The 20,444-nt window shown below is 57.7% G+C and carries 14 protein-coding genes; 6 read left to right on the forward strand and 8 right to left on the reverse strand.

What is annotated here, in order from left to right:
* The first annotated feature begins 3 nt into the window (after positions 1-3).
* The 5 genes from ACR0A1_RS10065 (at position 4) to speB (ending at position 6,412) form a co-directional block, all read left to right on the forward strand.
* Positions 4-1,089: a DUF1513 domain-containing protein gene (locus tag ACR0A1_RS10065; protein ID WP_480867326.1), complete on the forward strand. Its 1,086-nt coding sequence runs from the start codon at positions 4-6 to the stop codon at positions 1,087-1,089.
* Positions 1,090-1,191: 102 nt separating this feature from the next.
* The gene (speA, locus tag ACR0A1_RS10070) at positions 1,192-3,081 is read left to right on the forward strand and encodes a biosynthetic arginine decarboxylase (RefSeq protein ID WP_170609702.1); all 1,890 of its coding nucleotides are present in this window, start codon (positions 1,192-1,194) and stop codon (positions 3,079-3,081) included.
* Between the two features lie 22 nt (positions 3,082-3,103).
* Positions 3,104-4,315 (forward strand): saccharopine dehydrogenase family protein, encoded by a 1,212-nt coding sequence (locus ACR0A1_RS10075; protein ID WP_480615103.1) that lies wholly within the window; start codon positions 3,104-3,106, stop codon positions 4,313-4,315.
* A gap of 88 nt (positions 4,316-4,403) precedes the next feature.
* The gene (gene nspC / locus ACR0A1_RS10080) at positions 4,404-5,573 is read left to right on the forward strand and encodes a carboxynorspermidine decarboxylase (RefSeq protein WP_480867329.1); all 1,170 of its coding nucleotides are present in this window, start codon (positions 4,404-4,406) and stop codon (positions 5,571-5,573) included.
* The gene (gene speB / locus ACR0A1_RS10085; protein ID WP_170802078.1) at positions 5,570-6,412 is read left to right on the forward strand and encodes an agmatinase; all 843 of its coding nucleotides are present in this window, start codon (positions 5,570-5,572) and stop codon (positions 6,410-6,412) included. The genes nspC and speB overlap by 4 nt, the downstream gene beginning before the upstream one ends.
* Here speB and ACR0A1_RS10090 read toward each other — a convergent pair.
* Complete coding sequence (locus tag ACR0A1_RS10090; RefSeq protein WP_480867331.1) at positions 6,409-6,999, reverse strand: HD domain-containing protein; 591 nt, start codon at positions 6,997-6,999, stop codon at positions 6,409-6,411. The two genes, speB and ACR0A1_RS10090, sit on opposite strands and share 4 nt — an antisense overlap.
* A gap of 102 nt (positions 7,000-7,101) precedes the next feature.
* On the opposite strand from ACR0A1_RS10090, the gene ACR0A1_RS10095 reads away from it, so the two are divergent.
* Positions 7,102-7,935 carry a LysR family transcriptional regulator gene (locus ACR0A1_RS10095; RefSeq protein ID WP_170513489.1) on the forward strand — a complete coding sequence of 278 codons (834 nt, stop codon included), beginning with the start codon at positions 7,102-7,104 and terminating at the stop codon, positions 7,933-7,935.
* A gap of 2 nt (positions 7,936-7,937) precedes the next feature.
* Here the strand turns inward: ACR0A1_RS10095 and lptF are convergent, their stop codons facing one another.
* The 7 genes from lptF to ACR0A1_RS10130 all read right to left on the reverse strand — a co-directional run bounded on the left by lptF (position 7,938) and on the right by ACR0A1_RS10130 (position 20,334).
* Positions 7,938-9,077, reverse strand: a complete 1,140-nt coding sequence (gene lptF / locus ACR0A1_RS10100; protein WP_170402212.1) for an LPS export ABC transporter permease LptF — start codon at positions 9,075-9,077, stop codon at positions 7,938-7,940.
* Between the two features lie 72 nt (positions 9,078-9,149).
* Entirely contained in the window at positions 9,150-10,565 is a 1,416-nt protein-coding gene (qhpG, locus tag ACR0A1_RS10105) for a flavin-dependent monooxygenase QhpG (protein ID WP_480867333.1), read from the reverse strand.
* Positions 10,566-10,569: 4 nt separating this feature from the next.
* Positions 10,570-11,880, reverse strand: coding sequence for a radical SAM/SPASM domain-containing protein (locus tag ACR0A1_RS10110; protein ID WP_170402218.1), 1,311 nt, complete (start codon positions 11,878-11,880; stop codon positions 10,570-10,572).
* A complete protein-coding gene (locus ACR0A1_RS10115; RefSeq protein ID WP_480867335.1) occupies positions 11,877-13,637 on the reverse strand; it encodes a ferritin-like domain-containing protein in 1,761 nt (586 codons plus the stop codon). Before ACR0A1_RS10115 ends, ACR0A1_RS10110 begins: the two co-directional genes overlap by 4 nt.
* Positions 13,630-15,303 (reverse strand): hypothetical protein, encoded by a 1,674-nt coding sequence (locus tag ACR0A1_RS10120; RefSeq protein ID WP_480867337.1) that lies wholly within the window; start codon positions 15,301-15,303, stop codon positions 13,630-13,632. Before ACR0A1_RS10120 ends, ACR0A1_RS10115 begins: the two co-directional genes overlap by 8 nt.
* A gap of 39 nt (positions 15,304-15,342) precedes the next feature.
* Complete coding sequence (locus tag ACR0A1_RS10125) at positions 15,343-16,908, reverse strand: FAD-binding oxidoreductase (protein WP_480867339.1); 1,566 nt, start codon at positions 16,906-16,908, stop codon at positions 15,343-15,345.
* Between the two features lie 120 nt (positions 16,909-17,028).
* Positions 17,029-20,334 (reverse strand): adenylate/guanylate cyclase domain-containing protein, encoded by a 3,306-nt coding sequence (locus ACR0A1_RS10130; RefSeq protein WP_480763237.1) that lies wholly within the window; start codon positions 20,332-20,334, stop codon positions 17,029-17,031.
* Positions 20,335-20,444 lie beyond the last annotated feature (110 nt).

Here is a 20,444-nt window from a genome sequence, read left to right on the forward strand (position 1 = left end):
CCATTGACGAACCGTCGCGAATTTCTTGCAGGCCTTGGTGCCGCCAGTCTTGCTTCGGTGCCGGGCTGGGCGTCCGTCGGCGCGCCCCGCTATCTGGCCGCTGCCTTATTCCCAGATGGTAGCTACCGCCTGTCCGGCCTGGATAACTCGGGCGCAGTTTTGTTCGCTATACCGCTACCCGCGCGCGGGCACGCCGCCGCGGCCCATCCGTTCAAAGCCCAAGCGGTCGCCTTTGCCCGCCGCCCCGGGACCTTTGCAATTGTAATTGATTGTACAGATGGTTCTGTCCTAAAGCGGCTGGAGGCACCCAATGGCCGCCACTTCTACGGGCATGGTGCATTCTCGGCTGATGGAACACAGTTTTTCACAACCGAAAACGACTATGAGGCCGCAGAAGGTGTGGTTGGCGTCTGGGACGCGATCAGCTTCGCACGGCTGGGAGAGTTCTCGTCAGGTGGGATAGGCCCCCACGACATGCGCTTGCTGCCCGGTGGCGACATACTGGTCATCGCCAATGGCGGCATCGAGACACACCCCGACAGCGGTCGGACCAAGCTAAATCTGCCAACGATGCAGCCCAACCTGAGCTATCTCGACATTTCGGGTTCGATATTGGAGCAAGTGGAGCTACCCCGCGCGCTGCACAAAAACTCGATCCGCCATCTTGCGGTGCGTAACGATGGTCTATTGGGTTTTGCAATGCAATGGCAAGGCAGCCAGACCAAGTACCCTGCCCTTCTGGGGCTTCACCGAAGGGGCGAAAAGCCTCGCCTTTTGTCAGCGCCCGAAACGCAGCAAAGAGAGTTGCAATGGTATGCTGGCAGCATTGCCTTTTCCACCGATGGCCAATCGGTTGCGATCACCTGTCCGCGAGGCGATGCATTGCACCGTTTCGACGTAAATAGCGGAGCATTCATCGAAGCTTTAGTGTTCGAAGATGTTTGCGGTTTAGGCGCCGGCAAGGCTGGGTTGGCGTTTACCACCGGAACCGGTGCATTTGGCACTCTGACGACCACCGGCGCTGAAATCACCGCGCGGTCGGATTGCCAGTGGGACAACCACCTGATCCCGATCCGTACATACGGCTAGAATTCGGCGGCGAACCCTCTCACAGTTTACACTTGGACGAATCAAACTGCTGCCGTATTGGCAGGCGCTAAACCAGCACACCCAAGTTAAGGACTGATCTGATTGAAACAGACGCCCGACGCACCGCATTCCATCTACGGGGTTGAGAAATGGGGCCATGGCCTCATTGAGGTGACAGAAAGGGGCGAGATAGCTCTGCGCAATCCGATGGCCCCCGAGGCCGAGGCAATCAGCCTGCCGGGTATCCTCAGCGATCTGGACGACCGGGGGATCAAAGCCCCGATGGTCTTGCGTGTTGCGTCTTATCTAGAGCATGAAATCGCGCACCTGAACGAGAGCTTTGCCGAGGCAATCGCGCGCGTAAACTATAAGGGCCACTATCGCGGTGTTTTTCCGATCAAGGTGAACCAACAGGCGCAGGTGGTCGACCGGATCGTCGAGTTCGGCAAGAAATACAATTATGGCCTTGAAGCAGGATCAAAACCTGAACTGGTGGTGGCCCTGGCCCATCGCCTGGCCCCCGAAGCGCTGATCGTCTGCAATGGCGTCAAGGATGCTGAATTTATCCAATTGGCGATCCTGTCTCGCAAGATCGGGTTCAACACCGTCATCGTGCTGGAAAGCCCAAAAGAGGCCAATACCGTCATCGAGGTCTATAACCAACTGGGGATCGAGCCCCTGATAGGCGTTCGGGTCAAATTGACCAATCAGATCAGCGGCAAATGGGAAGAAAGTTCCGGCGACCGTTCCGCCTTTGGAATGAACACCGACCAGCTTGTTGCCACCGTGGACAAGCTGAAAGCGGCGGGATTGCTGCACTGCCTCAAGCTGCAACATTCGCATCTGGGTTCACAGGTGCAAGACGTTAACGATGTGCGCCGCGCTGTTGGCGAGGCATGCCGGTATTACACCGAACTCTCGCGTGAAGGTGTACCACTCAGCTACCTGGATCTCGGCGGCGGTATGGGGGTGGATTACACGGGCGAAAAAAAGGCCGCGGAAAACTCGATCAACTACACGGTCGAGGAATATTGCGCCAACGTAGTCGAAACCGTGGCTTACGCCATGGACGAGGCTGAAATCGACCACCCCACACTGATCACCGAAAGCGGCCGTGCGGTGGTTGCGACGTCGTCCATGCTGGTCTTCAACGTGTTGGAAAGCACACTCTACGACGCCCCGGACGGACCAATGGCCGAGCCCGATGACCACCACATGGTTTCGGACCTCGCCGCAGTACACGGCTATCTCAGCAAGGATCGGCTGCAGGAATGCTGGAACGACGCAACCTTCTATCGCAATGAATTGCGCGCGCTTTTCAGACGCGGGTATGTCGACCTGCGCCAGATGGCCCGGGCCGAGCGCATCTACCTGTCCCTTATGGCCCGTCTCAAGGCCTTGGCGGCAAGTGATGATCTGGACACGGAAGTGGATGACCAGCTTGAGAAGGTCGCGGACATCTACCATTGCAACTTCTCGCTGTTCCAATCCCTCCCCGATGTCTGGGCCATCGACCAATTGCACCCGATCGTGCCGCTGCAAAGCTTGAATGAAACACCAGACCGCCGCGCGGTCCTGTCCGACATCACCTGCGATAGCGACGGAAAGATCGACCGATTCATACTGGCCGACGGCGTGTCCCCCAGCCTGCCAGTGCATTCGCTGCCCGAAGAAGGCGAGTATTTCATGGGCGTCTTCTTCGTTGGCGCCTATCAGGAAACACTTGGCGACCTGCACAATCTGTTCGGCGACACCAATGTAGTCACCATCGACCTGCGCACCGACGGTGGCTTCGACTTGCTGCATGAACAAGAGGGCGACACAATTTCTCAAGTCTTGTCTTATGTGGAATTCGACCCGCAAGACTGTGTCGCCGCGTTCCGCAAAATGGTGGACGAGGCGATTTCGACCGGTACTCTGCAAGCCAAGGACCGAAAAACCCTGATGAGCGCCTATCGCGACTCGATCAACGGCTACACCTACTACGAATAACCCCTTGAGAGGAGACTATCCCATGGGCAAAACACTGGTTGTCGGCGCGGGCGGCGTGTCCCACGCAGCCGTGCACAAAATGGCGATGAATTCGGACATCTTTACCGAGATCACGCTGGCCAGCCGCACGAAATCGAAATGCGACGCCATCGCAGCGGCCGTTAAGGACCGCGTCGGTGTGGACATCGCGACTGCCGAGTTGGACGCCTACAAGGTTGAAGACACAGTCAAACTGATCAAAGAAACGGGTGCAGAAATCCTCGTAAACCTGGCCCTGCCGTATCAGGATCTGGTTCTGATGGACGCGTGTCTTGAGGCCGGCATCCACTATCTCGACACCGCGAACTATGAGCCCGAGGACGAGGCCAAGTTCGAATACCACTGGCAATGGGCCTATCAAGAACGGTTCAAAGAGGCTGGTTTGACTGCCATCCTCGGCTCGGGCTTCGATCCGGGTGTTACATCCGTCTTCGCCAAATGGCTGAAGAAGCACAAGTTGGATACGATCCGTCAGATCGATGTGTTGGACGCGAATGGCGGCAGCAACGATCAAGAATTCGCCACCAACTTCAACCCGGAAATCAACCTGCGCGAAGTGCTGGCCGAGGTGCGCCATTGGGAAAACGGCGCATGGCAGCACAGCCCGGCGATGACCCACAAGGTCGAGTTCGACTTCCCCGCCATCGGCCCCAAGAACATGTACCTGATGTATCACGAGGAACTGGAATCGCTCAGCACCCATTTCCCCGAGATTGAGCGCGCCCGCTTCTGGATGACCTTCGGTGACGCCTACATCACCCACGCCAAGGTGCTGGAAAACGTCGGTATGACTCGCATTGACCCGGTGATGCATGACGGCAAGGAAATCATCCCGATTCAGTTCCTGAAAACCCTGCTGCCCGATCCCGGCGATCTGGGCGCGGAGACCAAGGGCAAAGCCTGCATCGGTGACATCGCCACAGGTCAGGCCAAGGACGGCTCGGGCGAAAAGACCTATTATATCTACAACATCTGCGATCACGAGGAATGCTACCGTGAGGTCGGCAGCCAAGCCGTCAGCTACACCACCGGCGTCCCCGCCATGATCGGTGCGGCGCAGGTGCTAAAGGGCAACTGGACCCAGCCGGGCGTGTGGAACATGGAACAGCTCGACCCGGACGACTTCATGGACATGCTGAACACCCACGGCCTGCCGTGGCAGGTCCACGAACTCGACGGCCCCGTCGATTTCTGATCCGCATCAGCTTCATCTGGCTATAAATATCTCGGGGGGTGCGGGGGGCAGCGCCCCCCGGCCTCTCCACAATCCGGAGACACCCGAATTGTCCGACATGATGACCACCCAAGCCGGAGATGCCGGAGCTTTCCGCAATTTCGACTTCAACCGCGTGCCCACCCCTTGCTTCGTGGTCGATGAGAAAGCCGTGGAGCGCAACCTGACCATCCTCTCCGAGATCGGCACCTGTTCCGGCGCACATGTCCTGAGCGCGCTTAAGGCGTTTTCCATGTTCTCGCTGGCCCCACTGGTGCGCCGACACCTCGGCGGCACTTGCGCGTCCGGCATCTATGAGGCGCGGCTGGGGCGCGAGGAATATGGCGGCGAGGTCGCCACTTTCTGCGCCGGATATAAAGACGCGGACATGGACGAAATCCTGTCATTGTCTGACCACATCATCTTCAACTCACCCGCGCAAAAGGACCGCTTTCTGGCAAAAGCCCAAGCCGCCGGCGTACAGGTCGGTCTGCGCATCAATCCGGAACATTCCGAAGGCGAAATCCCCAAATACGACCCTTGCGCGCCCTGCTCGCGTCTGGGCACGCCGGTCAGCCAATTGTCCGCCGAGACTATGAGTGGCGTGGACGGGCTGCACATGCACACGCTCTGCGAACAGGGGTTCGCGCCGTTGCAGCGGACATGGGACGCGGTTGAGCCAAAGCTCAAACCGTACCTTGGCCAAATCAAATGGCTGAACTTCGGCGGCGGGCATCATATCACCCGTGATGACTATGACCGCGACGGGCTGGTCGCCTTCATCAAATCCATCCGTGAGACACACGGTATCGACGTCTATCTGGAACCCGGTGAGGCGGTGGCCCTGGATGCGGGCATTCTGGTTGGCGAAATCCTCGACTTGCCGACCAACGGTATGACCCTTGCGATCACCGATATCTCGGCCACCTGCCATATGCCGGACGTCATCGAAGCCCCCTATCGCCCCGCCCTCATGGATGAGGCCGAGGCAGGCCATACCTATCGCCTGGGCGGCCCGTCCTGTCTGGCGGGCGACGTGATCGGTGACTACACATGGGACAAACCACTGGAAATCGGCCAGCGCTTTGCCTTCCTCGATCAGGCGCATTATTCGATGGTCAAAACCAACACCTTCAACGGAGTTCCGCTGCCGACTATAGCGCTGTGGAACAGCGAAACGGACGAACTGAAAATCATCAAACAGTTCGGCTATGACGACTTTAAAGGCCGCCTCTCATGAGTATTTTCCTCGACAGTGAACTGTCCGCATCCGAGCGCACTGAGGACGCGCGGTTCCGTGTGATCCCGGTGCCGCTGGAACGCACTGTATCTTACGGGGCGGGCACCGCCAAAGGCCCGGACGCAATTATCGAAGCCAGTAATGAACTGGAACGCATCACTGGCCACGCCGAGCCCTGCGTCGAGGGGATCTTCACCGAAGAACCCGTTGACTGCGATGCAGCGTTGCCAGAGATAATGGAACGCCTAGCCCAACGCACGGAAGCGGCCGTTCGCGCCGGCAAAATCCCGGTGACGCTAGGTGGAGAGCATTCACTTAGCTACGGCGCAGTGTTGGGTGTTGCCCGCGCTCTAAACCAACCGATTGGTATCGTGCAAATCGACGCCCATGCTGATCTGCGCAACGCTTATCAGGGCGAGAAACACTCTCACGCCTCAGTCATGCATCTTCTTGCCGAAGAAGGTATCCGTCTGGCGCAATTCGGCGTTCGCGCCTTTTCGACCGAAGAGGCCCAAAGCCGCCTGAAAAATCACGTGTTTCATGTAGACGCCGAAGAACTGGTTACCGGCAACATCCACTCGGTTGATCTGCCCAAGGATTTTCCCGAACTGGTGTACGTCAGCTTTGACGTTGATGGGCTGGACCCGGCAATCATGCCCGCCACTGGAACACCCGTCCCAGGCGGGCTGGGATATTATCAAGCCCTGCGCCTGGTGGAACACGCCCTGAAGGGCCGAAAATGTGTGGGTTTCGACGTCGTCGAACTGGCCCCGAACGGCAATGCCGCCTGGGATTTTACCGCCGCCCAGATCGTCTATCGCCTGATGGCCGCCTGTTAACCCTCGGCGGTCTCATTCAGTTCCATGTGCCCTTCGCCCTTGTTCAGAACGCGGCGTAGCATGGGTTCGAAGAACTCCAGCGGTTTGGTCGGATAATCCGGGTCGAACGCCTTCTGATCATATTCATGACAAAAATAGCGGCAGTCCTCCCAATACGGGCTGTCGCGGTATTTGTCGCGAGCATTCCGATCACCACCTAGATGATGATTGTAGTAGTAGCCCTGAAACACGCAGTGGTGCTTGAGAATCCAGTGTGTCTTCTCACTGACATAAGGCTTCATCATCGCGGCGGACAGTTCCCCGTGATTATAAGGCGACAAGATATCGCCGGTGTCATGGATCAGGGCAGCCACAACCAACTCTTCATCAGCGCCGTCCTCATACGCTCGTGTCGCGGCCTGCAGGCTGTGCTGATAGCGATTCACCGGATACGGCGTCCATTCTTCATCCAGTGAACGAATGGCGTCCAGTATGCGATCCGGCAAAGCAGCGTTGTAGCTCTCTTCATAATCCATGACCGCATCCCAGTCGGCCTTGGTCGCCTCTTCAAAACTGGTCCAGGTGGGTTTGTGGCTCTTGTCCAGCATCGCGCGAATCCTTTGGCTACGTTCGTCAAATCACTTTAAAGCGGCAGATATAGGCAAAAAAATGAATTGATTTTATCAATACGATCAAAAAATACTTTCAATATGCAAACCAAATCTCTGGAAACATTTTTAAGCATAGCCGAAACCGGCGGATTTCACTCAGCGGCCCGTAAGTTGAATGTAACCCAAACCGCAGTCAGCGCCCGGATCAGGGCCCTGGAAGACGCAACAGGCAAACCACTGTTCTCGCGCGGGGCCGGCGGAACGGTATTGACCGAGTACGGTCGCCAATTCAAACCCTATGCTGAACAGATGCTGTCGCTGTGGTCGTTCGCCGCCAACGACCTGCCTGAACAGATTCAAAATCGGTTGGCACTGCGTCTGGGTGCCCAACTGAGCGTGTGGGATCCGTTACTGGTGGACCTTGCTGTTCGCTTTGAACAACGGTTTGGACAATTGCTTTTAACCCTGAATTACGACCATGATTTGGATATGGTCGACGCCGTTGCGACCCACGTACTTGACGCCGCGCTGACCCATGAAAAACCTGCGGACCGGCGCGTGGTATTCCACGAACTTGCGCCCGAACGACTGTCTTTGGTTCAAAGCAGGAAGGATGCGAACACCGACGCTGAACGGGTATTTGTCAACATAGAACTGGGCGAGACCTACCGGGATCATGTCCGTTCCACAGCGCGTCTCGCGACAGGGCAAACTATCTTTCTGGGTAATTGCTTGATGGCTTTGCGCTATCTCCTACAGCGTGGCGGGTATGGGTATTTCCCGGACTATGTCATCACTCAGCATCTGAACTCAGGCGAGCTGTTGCGCGAGAAAGATGCGCGCGACTTAATGCTACCGCTGTATTTGGTGGTCCGTTCGGACAGTCAAGAAGTTGAAAACATCCTGCAGTGCCTGGAGGAACTTCGCCGCTGACTTCAGACCGGTGACGGCTTTGGTGCTCCGTTTCGAACCCTTTTTCGCATCAAGGGTCGCCCCGCGGCCAGTAAAAACAGAACCGACACAAGCACGCCCATAACGGCGGGAAGATACAGCAAGCCCCAAAGTCTGGGATCATTGATGACGAACGGGGATACGAATCCCCGAACCCCCTCAAGCAGGACCAGAATGGTAAAGGCACCCAGGATCTGAGGCCAAAGCCCAAAGCGCGAAAAGCTACCCAGCATCAGGGTCGAATATCCGACCAATGCGACCGCAATACATATTGCAATCCACGAGAACCTCTGGTGCAGCTCATCCACCAGATGGCCGATGCTGTGATCATCTTTCACTGAGACCGCTTCGCGATCCCAGATCAACTCGACCGTCGGGATGGCTTCAAGGCTGCGATGGCCCATACTCGAATTCTGGGTCAGTTCGGAAATGTCGTAAGAGGCGTCTTCGAACAACGTGGATGACAGCGTGTTACCAGCCTGATCATACCGCAGCGCAATCCCATCCAGCATAACCAGATGAATGCCCGAAGCCTGATTGACCAGATAGGCCGTAGCACTGGAATAACTGACCGGGTTAATCCCATCGCGACGGTCCGAGACGAAGACTTCGCGCAGCGTTCCGTCCAAATCGATATCGCCGATATAGACGGTTACACCTTCTGCTGGATGCAAGAACTCGCCCTCATTCAACAGCTGTGCGGTGACATCTCCGGCAACTTCATCCTGTCTTAATTCCAGTTGATCAACCGATGCAGGTCGCAGAAAGACGCTGATGACAGCCATCATCAGTCCCGCACTGAGCCCGAACACCAAGACCGCTCGCGCAAGTCGCCACGGGCTGGAGCCTGTTGCCAGCATCACCGTCATCTCGCTTTCGCGGCTCAAACGGTTGGTTGCGTAAACAGCGGCCGCAAACACAGCCATGGGCATGACCGTCCGGATCAGCGTCGGCAAGGTCAACGCCGTGAACTCCAGGAATACCATCGCCGATTGGCCGCCGCTGATGACCCGATCAAAAAGGCTGACTGAACGCGTGATCCAGAACACCCCGACAAGCACAAGGGTGAAAAAGCCAAACAGCACCAGCAATTGCCGCAGGAAATACCCATCAAAACGCGACATGCGACCTCTTGTTTCTTGGCGATTGGCGTTGCGGCGGACTTTAGGTGATTCAACGCGCCGAGGAAACCTCGATTAAGCCTGATCAGCGGCGGGGATCACGATGCGATGATACCAAAGCCAGCGCAGAATGCGCGACGCCGTGTGTGTGGCCAAAACCTCTGACCAGCTCTTGATGATGTTCAAAGTGGTTGTCGGGGCGCCCAGCCGCTCTAGCAACGGTCCCAGCATTGCGCCCTCCAGATTTGCAACTGGCCTTGGAAGATTCGGGTGCCCTATGACAAGGCCGGGTTCGATATGCGAAGCGGTTTGCACGCCGGAAGTGATGAGCTTGGCCTGAGGTGACAGGATGAGGGGCTGATCATCACGCAACGCCTCCGTGTTTGGATCGAACGCTGGAGACTTTACCCAATCCAACGGCTTTGCGCGCTCAGCCCAGAAGTGCGAAGGATCGACAGCATGCTGCCGTGCATAGAAATCGGCTGCGAGCGCTGCATGGGTCTGCACACGCTCGAATTGCCGATCCGCATAAAAAGACAAGGCCAGATCACTATGATCGGGGGTTGTCAGAAGCGTGTTCACCACAGCTGCGGCCTGCACCGCCTGCCCCATCGCCAATTGCACCCCCTGCGACGACAACGCGTCGACCGCGAAGCTGGCCTCTCCGACCCGCAGAAGGTCGCGCGTTGCTGGTGTTGTCTCGGCCTGGCTGGTCGCATCCGCCCGCCGCACAGGCCCGATACGGCGCTGTTCCAGACAGGGCGCTAGTAGTGTCGAACGGGCCAGAAGATTCAGATAGAGATCGCGTCGATCTGCGGGTGGCAGCCCGATGCAGGCGTCGGGATCGACAAAAACCATTGCGTTGACCACTCCTCCCGGTAACAGCGCGCCCCAATACCAATGTCCTTGTCCCGCCTCGACCCGGGCTTGCGGGCCAAAGCCCGGCGGCACGTGCCAATAAGCATAAAGCGCTAACAAAGGTTGGGATGCAGGGCGAAACCTGCGGCCCAGCCCGGCTTGCCGTCCCGCTGCGTCCAGCAGGATTTGTGCCTGGATCCGAAAGGCGCCCGTGTCGGTCCGAACGGGAATCTCCCAACCAGACTGCTGGCGCACCGGGCGGTATGCGCGCGCAGGTTGGATGACCTGCGCCCCTGCCGCTTGTGCTGCACGTAACAGCACCGCATCGAACTGGCCCCGGTCAACCAAAAGTCCGGGGTGATCACCGTCGACGCCGCGACGTTCGAACGCTCCGGCCCAATGCAAAAGCGATCCGCTTGCACGCAGAAAACCGGCTTGGGAAACGGTTTCGTCGACCCCCAACAGGTTCAGGATCGGCCAGATTGATGGCGGCAATGACTCGCCGACATGCTGGCGCGGGAACGTTTGCCGCTCGATCAGGCAGACACGCCGACCTAGCTGAGCCAACTTCAGCGCAGCAGAACTACCTGCCGGGCCTCCTCCGATCACGCAGATTTCGGTCTCAATCTCCATCCGTTCAGGCAGAGGCCACCTGAGCGGACACGCCAAAATAATCCGGACGTGCTTCGGACAAGCGGACATAGGCTTGAAGGCAATAGTGCAGCCAACCTCGAATGTAGTCGCAAGCGGGGCGTCCGCGATGGATGACCTCGTGATGACAGCCGCCGCCGCACAGATACCGCGCCCAGCAAGTGCCGCACGGGGACTGGGTGTGCACGTGACGGTTCGTCAACCAATTTTCTCGCCGAAGATCAGGGCCATCATATACATCGCCCATGGCTCCGGCTTCGTCTTCAACAAAGCGATGGCAAGCGAACAGGCCGCCATCAGCGGACACGCCAAAATACCCGCCCCCTGCCCCGCAGGCATAGGGCCGGTGGGTGCCTCGGTGGATCTCCTGCATCGCCGCTGCCATGTTCGAGAAAGGGTAGCGCCGCCCTTCGATTACCGCCGCCTCGAAAACTTCGCCGCAACGGATCATCTGCGATAGCATCTCGTCCAAATCACTCCGGTTCAGTTCATGCTGACCGTTGGGCGAGGCCAGCATGGGCGAGAATCCAATCGAATGAAATCCCATTCCCACAAACCGATCCAGCGTCTCTGGCAGGTTCATATTCTTCGGCGTAACCGTTACCCGAGCACCAACCTGCATACGGTGTTGAGCTGCCAGCAAAGGTTCGACCCGTTTCAGGATCGTATCAAAACTACCCCGACCGCCACGATTTGGGCGCAGCTTGTCATGGACCTCGCCCACGCCATCCAGACTGATGGTGACAGCAAATCCATGCGCTTCGAAAAACGCCGCATCCTCGGGGCGTAGCAGGGTCCCGTTGGTTGTGATCGAGAACCCGACGCTCAACCCGTTGGCATGCGCCTGATCGACGGCATATTCCGTAGTGCGTTGCACCAGATCACGGTTGATCAGAGGTTCTCCACCCAAATAAGCAAGGTTAATCCGCACACCGGGTTCGGCTTCGGCCACCAGCCGATCAACCGAAGCCTTGGCGACTTCCCATTCCATATTCCGCGCGGGTCCACCAAATTCTCCCCCTGCAGCATAGCAATAAGTGCAAGCCAGATTGCATTTCTGCGCCACTGCCAGTGACAGCGACCTCACGGGCATACTCTGAGGCGGCGTGTCATCGATGAAAGGTGTTCCATCCAATCCCATGGACCTGAGGAAAGCGCTTTGACTTCTCTTGTCCATCGTTGCGAATTGGTCCGCCGTCCCCTCAGGCACATCAAACACGCGCGATCCATCAACGGCCAGCATGTGATCTCCATGCCCTGTGTCAAAGAAATGCACCTGCGCGGCGGGTGGGATCACGCCTTACCCTCCGTCCAGAACGGGATGCCAATCCCCTTGGCGGCCAGCGCTTCGCCCTCGACGCGGAACAGCTTCATGTCATCGCGCACCTGCTTGATGTAGGCCTGGGAGTCTTCAAATTTGCCATCCGCTTCAAGCGCATAGGCGTTGGCTAACCCATCCTTGACCTTAGCGTAGAGTTCCAGCGCCGTCCTGGCCTCCTCTTCAGTGCCAACCTCAATCTGACGCAAATAGGCAGGCGTGCCTTCTCCCGTATCGTATTTGGCCAAAACGTCCTTCATTTGACTGAAGCGCAGGAAGTGCTCGTCCCCGTCGGTGTCGATCCGTACCGCCAGCGCATAAAGGCGGCGTTCCGGGAACAAATCCTCCTGCTCCAAAGTCGCCACACATTGTGCATAAGCGCGGTCAATAAAGCCTCCGGGGCGCTCGATCTCGATGAAATCCGCAAGCGCTTCGGCCGTTAGTGGCCTCAGTGCGCGCGGCTGCGTCTTACTCTTGCCCGCCGGCAAGGTTTCGGACGGGGTCAAGATGGGTTCATACCCCTCGGGCTCAAGCTCCCACAGCAGTTGGTTCGCCCAGCGCATATGGGTCATCTCGCCAATCGCGACCTCCAGCACCGAACGCCGGGCAAATATCAGATCGTCTTTCAGCGTCGGCCATTTTCGGGTATCCGCCGTTTCGGGATCCGCCAACGAAAAATAGGCATAGAGATATTGCACGCTCAGCGTCATCTCCATCGCGGCCAGACGCGTCTTGAGGTCCTCGATCATCGCCTGCGGCGTGTCATAGGGCTCCACGCCTGGCATTTCGGGATCAACTTCATAAACCTCGCCCGTTTCGCGGCCTTCAACGACGATAGGCAATTCGCTCCACATCTGATTTACCTGATAATGGTCAATCTGGTAGGGGCGGTTTTGTTCGACCGTATTCAGCGCCGCGACGTTACCGGACGGAGACTTGTCCGAGCGCAGCCAATCCAGATAGGTCTCGGCCTCGATCGGGTTCGTTGACTGACCCGAGGGTAACTGATCGTCATGCGCCACCTCAGCCATCACTACGTCGGGGTGGTTCGAAGGCCAGTAGTGGCAGCCGCAGTCGCGGAAGTCATGGGACCACGGATTGCACAGGCTTTGCGTCAATTCTCCGGGATCATAGGCTTCGCTGAAGACACCCGCCTCGGTCCGGTACTGGCGGCGAAAACCGTGCAGGACAACCTGCTCGGTATCCACGATGCCTTCATGATTGCGCCGTTCCAGCGCAATGCTGACCGGTTTGTCATCACCATGTTCCAGACTGCGGATGAACCGCCAAATCATCAGCCCGTCATAGGGTGTGCCGTCTTCCTCCTTGAAAGTGATGCGCTTACCGCTCTGCTCGACCCATGACAGGAACCAGCGCCCCTGGCTAAGCTTCGCGCCCACGACGCCACTGTAAGCCTCCAGCAAGGTCTGCACCCATTCTTCGGGGCTGTTGTCGGGCAGCATCGGGTCGTAGAAATAATCGACAAAGACCAGATGGAAGCCCTGCGAATTCTTCGGTGCCTCGGGCACGGGGTTCAGCGGCACCCGCGCGGCGTTGAACACCAGACCGGGGAAAAAGCGGCGGTCCAGGTTGCGCACATCCATTTCCAGACCGGGAAAGCAATTCCCCACGGATCCGTCCAGTCGCGTGTTGTCGGGGTTGCCCGGTACCTTATAGGCCGCGCGGGCGGTCAGGTTGCGGGGTTTAACGCGGATTTGGCCGGGCTGATCAGACATTCTGAGCCTCCGTTTCCTGTGCAACCAGATAGTCGATGAACGAGATCACCAGATGGTACTGCCTGCGCGACAGCGACAGCGGGTAATAGTTGGAATCGCGCATATAAGGCGGCATCCGCGCGTCGTGCATCGAGTCGCGGATAATCCGAGGATCGCGAAAATCCGGGTTCGGGTTTTGATCAGGGTTCGGGTCGGTTTCAAGCTCGGTCAAGATACCATATGGTGGACGCAGCAGCGTTTTAACGAAATCCGGGCGACGGCGCAGGAAATCAAGCAGGTTGGCCTCGTCGATCAGTTGCTCATGCACGAACTTCGTCGCAACTGTATAGGGCAGCCGATCATTGGGCACGGAGTTCGAAAAGACCGAGATCGGTTGCGGGCGGATCAGTTCGTCGATCTTGTCCGGCGGCCTTGCATCCTCCTCCGTCATGGATTTCGCATCGGTTGACGGCAGGCCCGGCGTCGGGGAAATCCCGGTTTTCGCCTGTAATTTGGCATTGTCCTTCAAACCTTGCGCGCGGATATCGTCGAGGTTGATCAGGCTGTTGGTCTCGAAGGCGCGGCGGAAGATATCGACCACCTCGTCTTTGGCCTGGGTGTAGTTTTCTTCGGTTACCGAGATTAGCGACAGATCACGATCGGCCAGATCATCCTCAAGGCTATAGAACGGACGCGCATCAGGTGCAAAATCGGGTGGTCCGGTCATGATCGTGGCGCGTGCGGTTAGGCGTTCGCCACGCACAGCCAGCGTCGCCTCGATCACGCCATCGCTGGTGTCATCGGCCACTCCCCAGGATTGGTCATTGCCCACACGGGCACCGTCGTAACTATCGTGCGGCTCAGGGTCGTCCGAGGTGCCGGACATCATGATCCATTTCGACCAAGGGGTGTCGGGGTTCAGGATGCGGTTCTGTTCGGGCACGATTTCGTGGATGCGACCATATTCCGATTTCGGCGGGTCGTTCTGATAGCCCGGTACGGCCAGCGTCGCCGGACCGTATGCAGCATCAGGCGGGCCATAAACCTCGCCTTTCGGAGGCATAAAGCGCAGGCGCAGGATACTGCGGTCGATGAACTCCCCTTCGACTGGTTCATCATGACCCTGCACAGGATGCATCACACGGATCGAACCTAGCGGGATCGGGTTATGCTCATAGACCATCGGCTGTTGTTCGGACGTATACGGGCTGAAGGCCAGCAGGGGTTTCGGGGTGAAATCCTGACCCGCAATCTCGACCCGTGCACGAAACCCGCAAGCCGCGTCGCCAGTCCGGCGCTCGGCCTTGGTGTTCCCGACGGTGACCGAATAGCGCACGTTTTGCAGCGACAGGCCCTGATCGTCGAGCAGATCGAGCGTCACCGGTGTCTCATATTCCTCGCCCGTCTCGGCATCATGCATCCGCGCCCACAGCTCAAAGAACGGGGCAACCGGGCGCAACGCGCCGCCTTCGTCGCGAAAGCGGATCGTGTCGGGATCGGGAAGATAGGCGGTGACACTGCCATCTTCGATCTCGCGCAGGGTTATGTTCGAACGGATGACCGTTTTGTTGTTGCCATGGGCATCCATGTCCTGCTGCCACTCATAGCTTTCCAGCGGTGTCTCGCCCGGTCCCAGGCGAGCAACCGCCATGGGTGGCAGAAAGAAAATCTCTCGGATCGTGTCCATACTGGGCCCTCCCCCGTTTGGCCTTGGCAGCCCCTGCTTTCAGGGGTTCGAATAGCTCTCGTATGTGATCGTTGGGTCGTCGAAAATCGACTTGGACGTATCTCGGATGATGTCTGGCGGAGCGTCATCCGGCACCGGTGAAATGCTCTGCTGATAATGGAAGAAATTATGCGGGTCGAATTTCTGCTTCACGAACAGCAAAGAGTTGAAATACTCGCCCCAGTATTGCCAGCGATAGTTCTTCTGGGTCCGCCGTGGATAGTTCTGATAGACGCGATCAATGAAATAGCCTTCTTCGGTCATCAGTTTCATGAATCCGTCGAGCCACGGCACCACGATCTCTTTTTCTTCTTCCGACACCCAGAACACATCGACGTAGAAGTTCAGCGACACATCACGGTGAATGAAGGCATTGCCTTGTTTGCCCAACGGCATCCGATTGATCGCCCCCCCATAGGGTTCGATGGCCACAGCGCCATAAGCGTTGGGCGTGCTGTCGAGGTAGTCTACGACGCGCTGCCATTCGGCTTCGTTGAGCTGGCGTTCAATATATCCGGCCTGCTTATCTTCACGCGCCTGATCGGGGACGACGGGGATGTCATATTTGTCGTCATACAGCCATGAGTTGATTTCTTGATAGGTGCCATAGTTCTGGTCGTCCTCACCCATCTCGCCGCCGATTTCATCGCTCAGCAGGGGCTGAACAAACGCGTTCCCCTCTTCGGACGTGCCATCATAGAGCGCCGACACCAGCAGCACCTTTCGATCTCCCTGATAGGCCAGAAAGATATAGGCCCCGAAACGGTCATCTTCGCAGGTGCGCATGTAGTTGGCCTGCAGGTACTCCAGTGCCTTGGCGGCTTTGTCCAACGGCCATGTGATGTGGCAACCCCAGACTTTATACAGCTGGTGCAGCTGGTAGCGGATTTCCAGCAACACGCCAAAGTTATTGCCGGTCCCGCCTCGTATGGCCCAGAAGAGGTCGGAGTTCGTTTCTTTGTCCGCGATCACGATACTGCCGTCCCACAGCATGACCGTGACACCCAGAACGCTGTCGCAAGCCATCCCAAGCCGGCGTGAGGTAAAGCCATAGCCGCCGCCCATCATGAAACCCGCAACGCAGACATCCTGACAGGCCCCGCCCGGCACATGCAGGTGATAGGAGTTCAACTCCGAATTCAGCATCTTGAACGGTGTGCCCGGACCGACATAGGCCATCGGCACCTTTGGATCGACGGTCACGTAACGCATTCGGCTGGTATCCAGCACCATCTGGTTATTGACCGAATACCCCGCCGTGCTGTGACGCCCTGACCGCGCAACAACCCACAGTTCATGCTCGCGCGCGAAAGCAAGGCTGGCGCGTACATCCTGAATGGTCTCGCAATAGACGATGATCTCTGGGTAGTCCTGGAAAGCCGGATTCCAAACCTGCCGGTCATTGTTGTAATCCGCGTCGGTCGGCAGAGTGACCGTTCCGATCAGTTTCTTCTCAAATTCACGTAACTCATCGGGCGTGATCGAATGGTACTGCTGCAGCGCCAGATCGGTACGGCTTTGCGCCAAGACATCCTTGGCCAGAAGGGTTTTGCTGATCTTACGCATTAGGTCTCCTCATACCACAAGAGCGGGGCGCCGGACTGGTGACCCAGCGCTTAAAAGTCGAAATTCAGGTATCATCCCAACTCTGCCCGCGCCCAAGCTGGCAGCAAGTTGGCCTTCGGGTCAAGTAATCGTTTCCATCAACGCTCGTGCGTCTTTGAGGTCCGGCAGTTGGGCATCTTGATGGAAATGCGACATGACCGAATTCAACGCCTCACCAACCGGTTCGCCTCGGTGTTGCCGCCACTCCGCCAACGCGACCGCCGCACGAAGCTCGTAAAGCCGCGCGCCTTGCCTTTGCGCTGTTTCGATAGCGCGTAACAGCAGCGGTACGGGATCGCCCCCTGTCTTGGCTACAAGGGCAGCCTCAATACGAAGCTGATCGGCCTCGGCCCATTTCTCTTCGGTTTTACTCAGAGCATTTCTGGCGTGCGTCAGAGTCTGATGCGCCGCGTCGTGATGGCCGGCGTTTGTCTGAATCTCGGCAATCAGCGAAGGGAAGAAAGTCTTGTAATTTCCGGCCCCAACCGACCACCAGTCTTCCGACGCCTGACGCAGGTCCTCGATATGTTCGACTTCAGAGGTCGTGGTCGCCTTTGCCCAGCTTTCCCATAGCCGCGCAATTGTCGCCATAAAGGGTAGCGAATGCTCCTCGGCGACTTCGGACAGCGCCTTAACATCCCTTTGCAATGCAGGGATGTCGCGCGCCAGCAGGTGAACCTTGCACATGTAAACCAAGATCTGCGCCACACTATGCGCGTGCTTGAGGTTCTTGGACCATTCCAGCGCTGTATTCTGCACCTGCAGGGCATCTTGATGCCGACCCATCAGGCAATAACATGTGCCCAGAAATGCTGATGTAATCGCGGCATGATCCGTTCCATAGACATAGGCTAGCTGGCTGTGCTGATCAAAATCATAAAGCGCCCAAGCTTGCTCAAGATGGCGCTTTGCATCTGACAGGTTGCCCAGATGCAATTGCACCGCCCCCATGGCGCGATGACCGACCATGCGGTGTTCGGTCTTGCCGCTTGTCGCCGCCAGATCGAGGATCTGCGCAGCCACGCCTTTCGCCAATCGATATTCGGCACGCACAAGATGGAATGCATATAGCCCGTTGAGCACAGGAAACAGCCGCTCGGTCTCGTCAGCTCGGTGACATAGTTCGCGCAGACGCCCATAGGCCTCACCCGTCGCATCCCCCGAAATACCGCTTGTTGAGCGCAGGACACCGGCACGCAGGATCTGGATGTCGATCTCTTGCAAATCCCGTGCACGGCTCTTTGGCAGATCGGCAAGCTGATCCAGAGCTTTCGACAGATGGGTCAACGCCTCGGCCTGGGCCGAGCGTTCGATCGCTCGACGCCCCGCGCTTTGCCAGTGCATCACGGCCTCATCCGCGCGTTGGGCCAACGTGTAGTGCTGTGCCAGAACCTCGGGCTGAGTCTGGGCCAGTTGCGGCTGGTTCTCTAGCAACGCACCCGCCGCGCGGTCATGCAGCGACTGCCGTTCCGTGCGCAGCAGGCTGTCATAAGCCATGTCGCGAATCAATGCGTGGCGGAAGATGAACTCATCCTCTGCCGCATCCGGGGCTTGAAGAATGATCCCGGCCGATGAGAGCTGTTCCAGTCCGGCCTGCAGAACCGTCGGAGACAGAAACGAAACAGAGGCCAGCAACGCGATCGAGAACTGCCGCCCGAACACGGCGCCGGTTTGCGCCACTTCTTTGGCCTTGCCCAAACGGTCTAGACGCTCCATCAGCGAATCCTGCAACGTGCTGGGAACTGAAAGCGATGGCAGGGGGCCGCGCACGACATACCCCTTGTCACTCAAGCGCAATTGCCCCGATTCCAAAAGACCGCGGGTCACTTCCTGGACATAAAGCGGAATGCCATCCGTCTTGGCCGCAATAAGGTCGCAAACCTCGGGTGGTACAGGGTGCCCCCCCGCCACCTCAGCTACGATCTCAGCCACATCCCGATTGGTCAAACGCTTGAGAGGTATACTCAGGGTATTGTTGTGGTGACCCCAACCCGGATCGAAACCGGTACGTGCTGTTACGACGATCAGCACCGGTAAGTCCCGAATATGTTCGATCACCCGATCTGTAAGAGACAAGGTGGTCGGATCAACCCAATGCGCATCTTCGAACAACAGCAACACCGGTCGTTCTCGCGCTAACGTTGCAAGCTGTTCTGTCACTGCCTCCAACGTCTTCTCAAGCTTCACTTGCGGCGGCAGGTCGAGAGGCCCCAGCGTAGCATCAGCATCAACGCTCAACAAATCAGCGATCAGGCGCACATGCTCAGGCGGGTGATGGCGCAAGAGGTACGAGAGTTTTCCCAGTTTATCCTCATCGTTGTCTGTCGGCGCAAATCCTGCGGCGCGTTCCAGATGCTGAATGATCGGATAAAGTGCCGAGTTGGCATGAAAGGGCGAACACTGGAAGTTCAGGCGAAGCGCGCCTTGATCCAGCACTTCTTGGCTAAGCCCCTCAATCAGGCGTGATTTGCCGATCCCTGCCTCGCCAGTGACAAGAACCGATTGTCCAGCGCCCTGACTTGCCTCATTCCATTTGTCGGTCAGCTTGCGGAACTCTGCCTGGCGCCCAATGAGCCGACCAGAACCGGCATCAGGCATTATGTCAAATCTGCGCTCGATCCGCGCCTGCCCTGTGACGCTCCAGGCTTGTATCGGTTCCGAAAACCCTTTCAGTGCGAAAGAGCCGCGATCCTGCAGTTCAAATGCATTGCCCACCAATCTGCGAGTGGATGGGCTGATGATCAGTGTATTGGGCTCGGCCAAACTCTGCAAACGTGCTGCCAGATTGGGTGTACGCCCCATGACCACGTCATGTTCCTTCAACCCTTCGCCATGGATCTCGCCCACAACGACAAGACCGGTCGAAACACCGATCCGCGCAGTCAGACGCTCCTGGCCTTCCATGCGATTCAATCCTTCAAGAATATCCAGACCCGCATGAACGGCGCGCGAGGCCGCATCTTCCACCGCGTGAGGATACCCGAAATAAATCATCGCCCCGTCACCCATGAAATCGGCGATATGTCCACCAAAGCGAGCAACCGAGGTCGAGCAAATTTCCTTGAACCGCCGAAGCAGCTCCCCCAAGTCTTCGGGATCAAGCCGCTCGGACATGGCAGTCGAGCCAACCAGATCAACAAACATAACTGTCAGTTGCCTCCGCTCGGCGACAATCTTCCCGCTGCCTTGCACCGGGGTCGGATTGGCATCCCGCGCCTGCCCCAATGCGGCCATCAATCGGCGCCTTGGTCCAAGTGGCAGCCCAAGGTCGATCAAATCATGTTCGGAGAGATGTGCGAGATCGGCCAATGTAACTTCGTTCGACGCGAATACCGGCGCATATTTCGACAGCCCGTGTTCTTCAAGGAATGCGTCGATCTCTGTCATTATCCCCGTTGTCCCCGATCGTCTCCGGGTTCCCCTACCCGGTCAGGCTTGCATATTGTGACACAAAAGCCGAACGACTTTAGCACATTAGCTGGACAGTCCTGATGGCT

The organism is Ruegeria sp. D6 (assembly GCF_056534365.1).

What these genes read in the sequence shown, in the direction of transcription:
- ACR0A1_RS10075 (WP_480615103.1), top strand. Translation starts at nt 3,104, where the DNA reads ATGGGCAAAACACTGGTTGTCGGCGCGGGCGGCGTGTCCCACGCAGCC.
- speB (WP_170802078.1), top strand. Translation starts at nt 5,570, where the DNA reads ATGAGTATTTTCCTCGACAGTGAACTGTCCGCATCCGAGCGCACTGAG.
- ACR0A1_RS10090 (WP_480867331.1), bottom strand. Translation starts at nt 6,999, where the DNA reads ATGCTGGACAAGAGCCACAAACCCACCTGGACCAGTTTTGAAGAGGCG.
- ACR0A1_RS10095 (WP_170513489.1), top strand. Translation starts at nt 7,102, where the DNA reads ATGCAAACCAAATCTCTGGAAACATTTTTAAGCATAGCCGAAACCGGC.
- lptF (WP_170402212.1), bottom strand. Translation starts at nt 9,077, where the DNA reads ATGTCGCGTTTTGATGGGTATTTCCTGCGGCAATTGCTGGTGCTGTTT.
- qhpG (WP_480867333.1), bottom strand. Translation starts at nt 10,565, where the DNA reads ATGGAGATTGAGACCGAAATCTGCGTGATCGGAGGAGGCCCGGCAGGT.
- ACR0A1_RS10115 (WP_480867335.1), bottom strand. Translation starts at nt 13,637, where the DNA reads ATGTCTGATCAGCCCGGCCAAATCCGCGTTAAACCCCGCAACCTGACC.
- ACR0A1_RS10120 (WP_480867337.1), bottom strand. Translation starts at nt 15,303, where the DNA reads ATGGACACGATCCGAGAGATTTTCTTTCTGCCACCCATGGCGGTTGCT.
- ACR0A1_RS10125 (WP_480867339.1), bottom strand. Translation starts at nt 16,908, where the DNA reads ATGCGTAAGATCAGCAAAACCCTTCTGGCCAAGGATGTCTTGGCGCAA.
- ACR0A1_RS10130 (WP_480763237.1), bottom strand. Translation starts at nt 20,334, where the DNA reads ATGACAGAGATCGACGCATTCCTTGAAGAACACGGGCTGTCGAAATAT.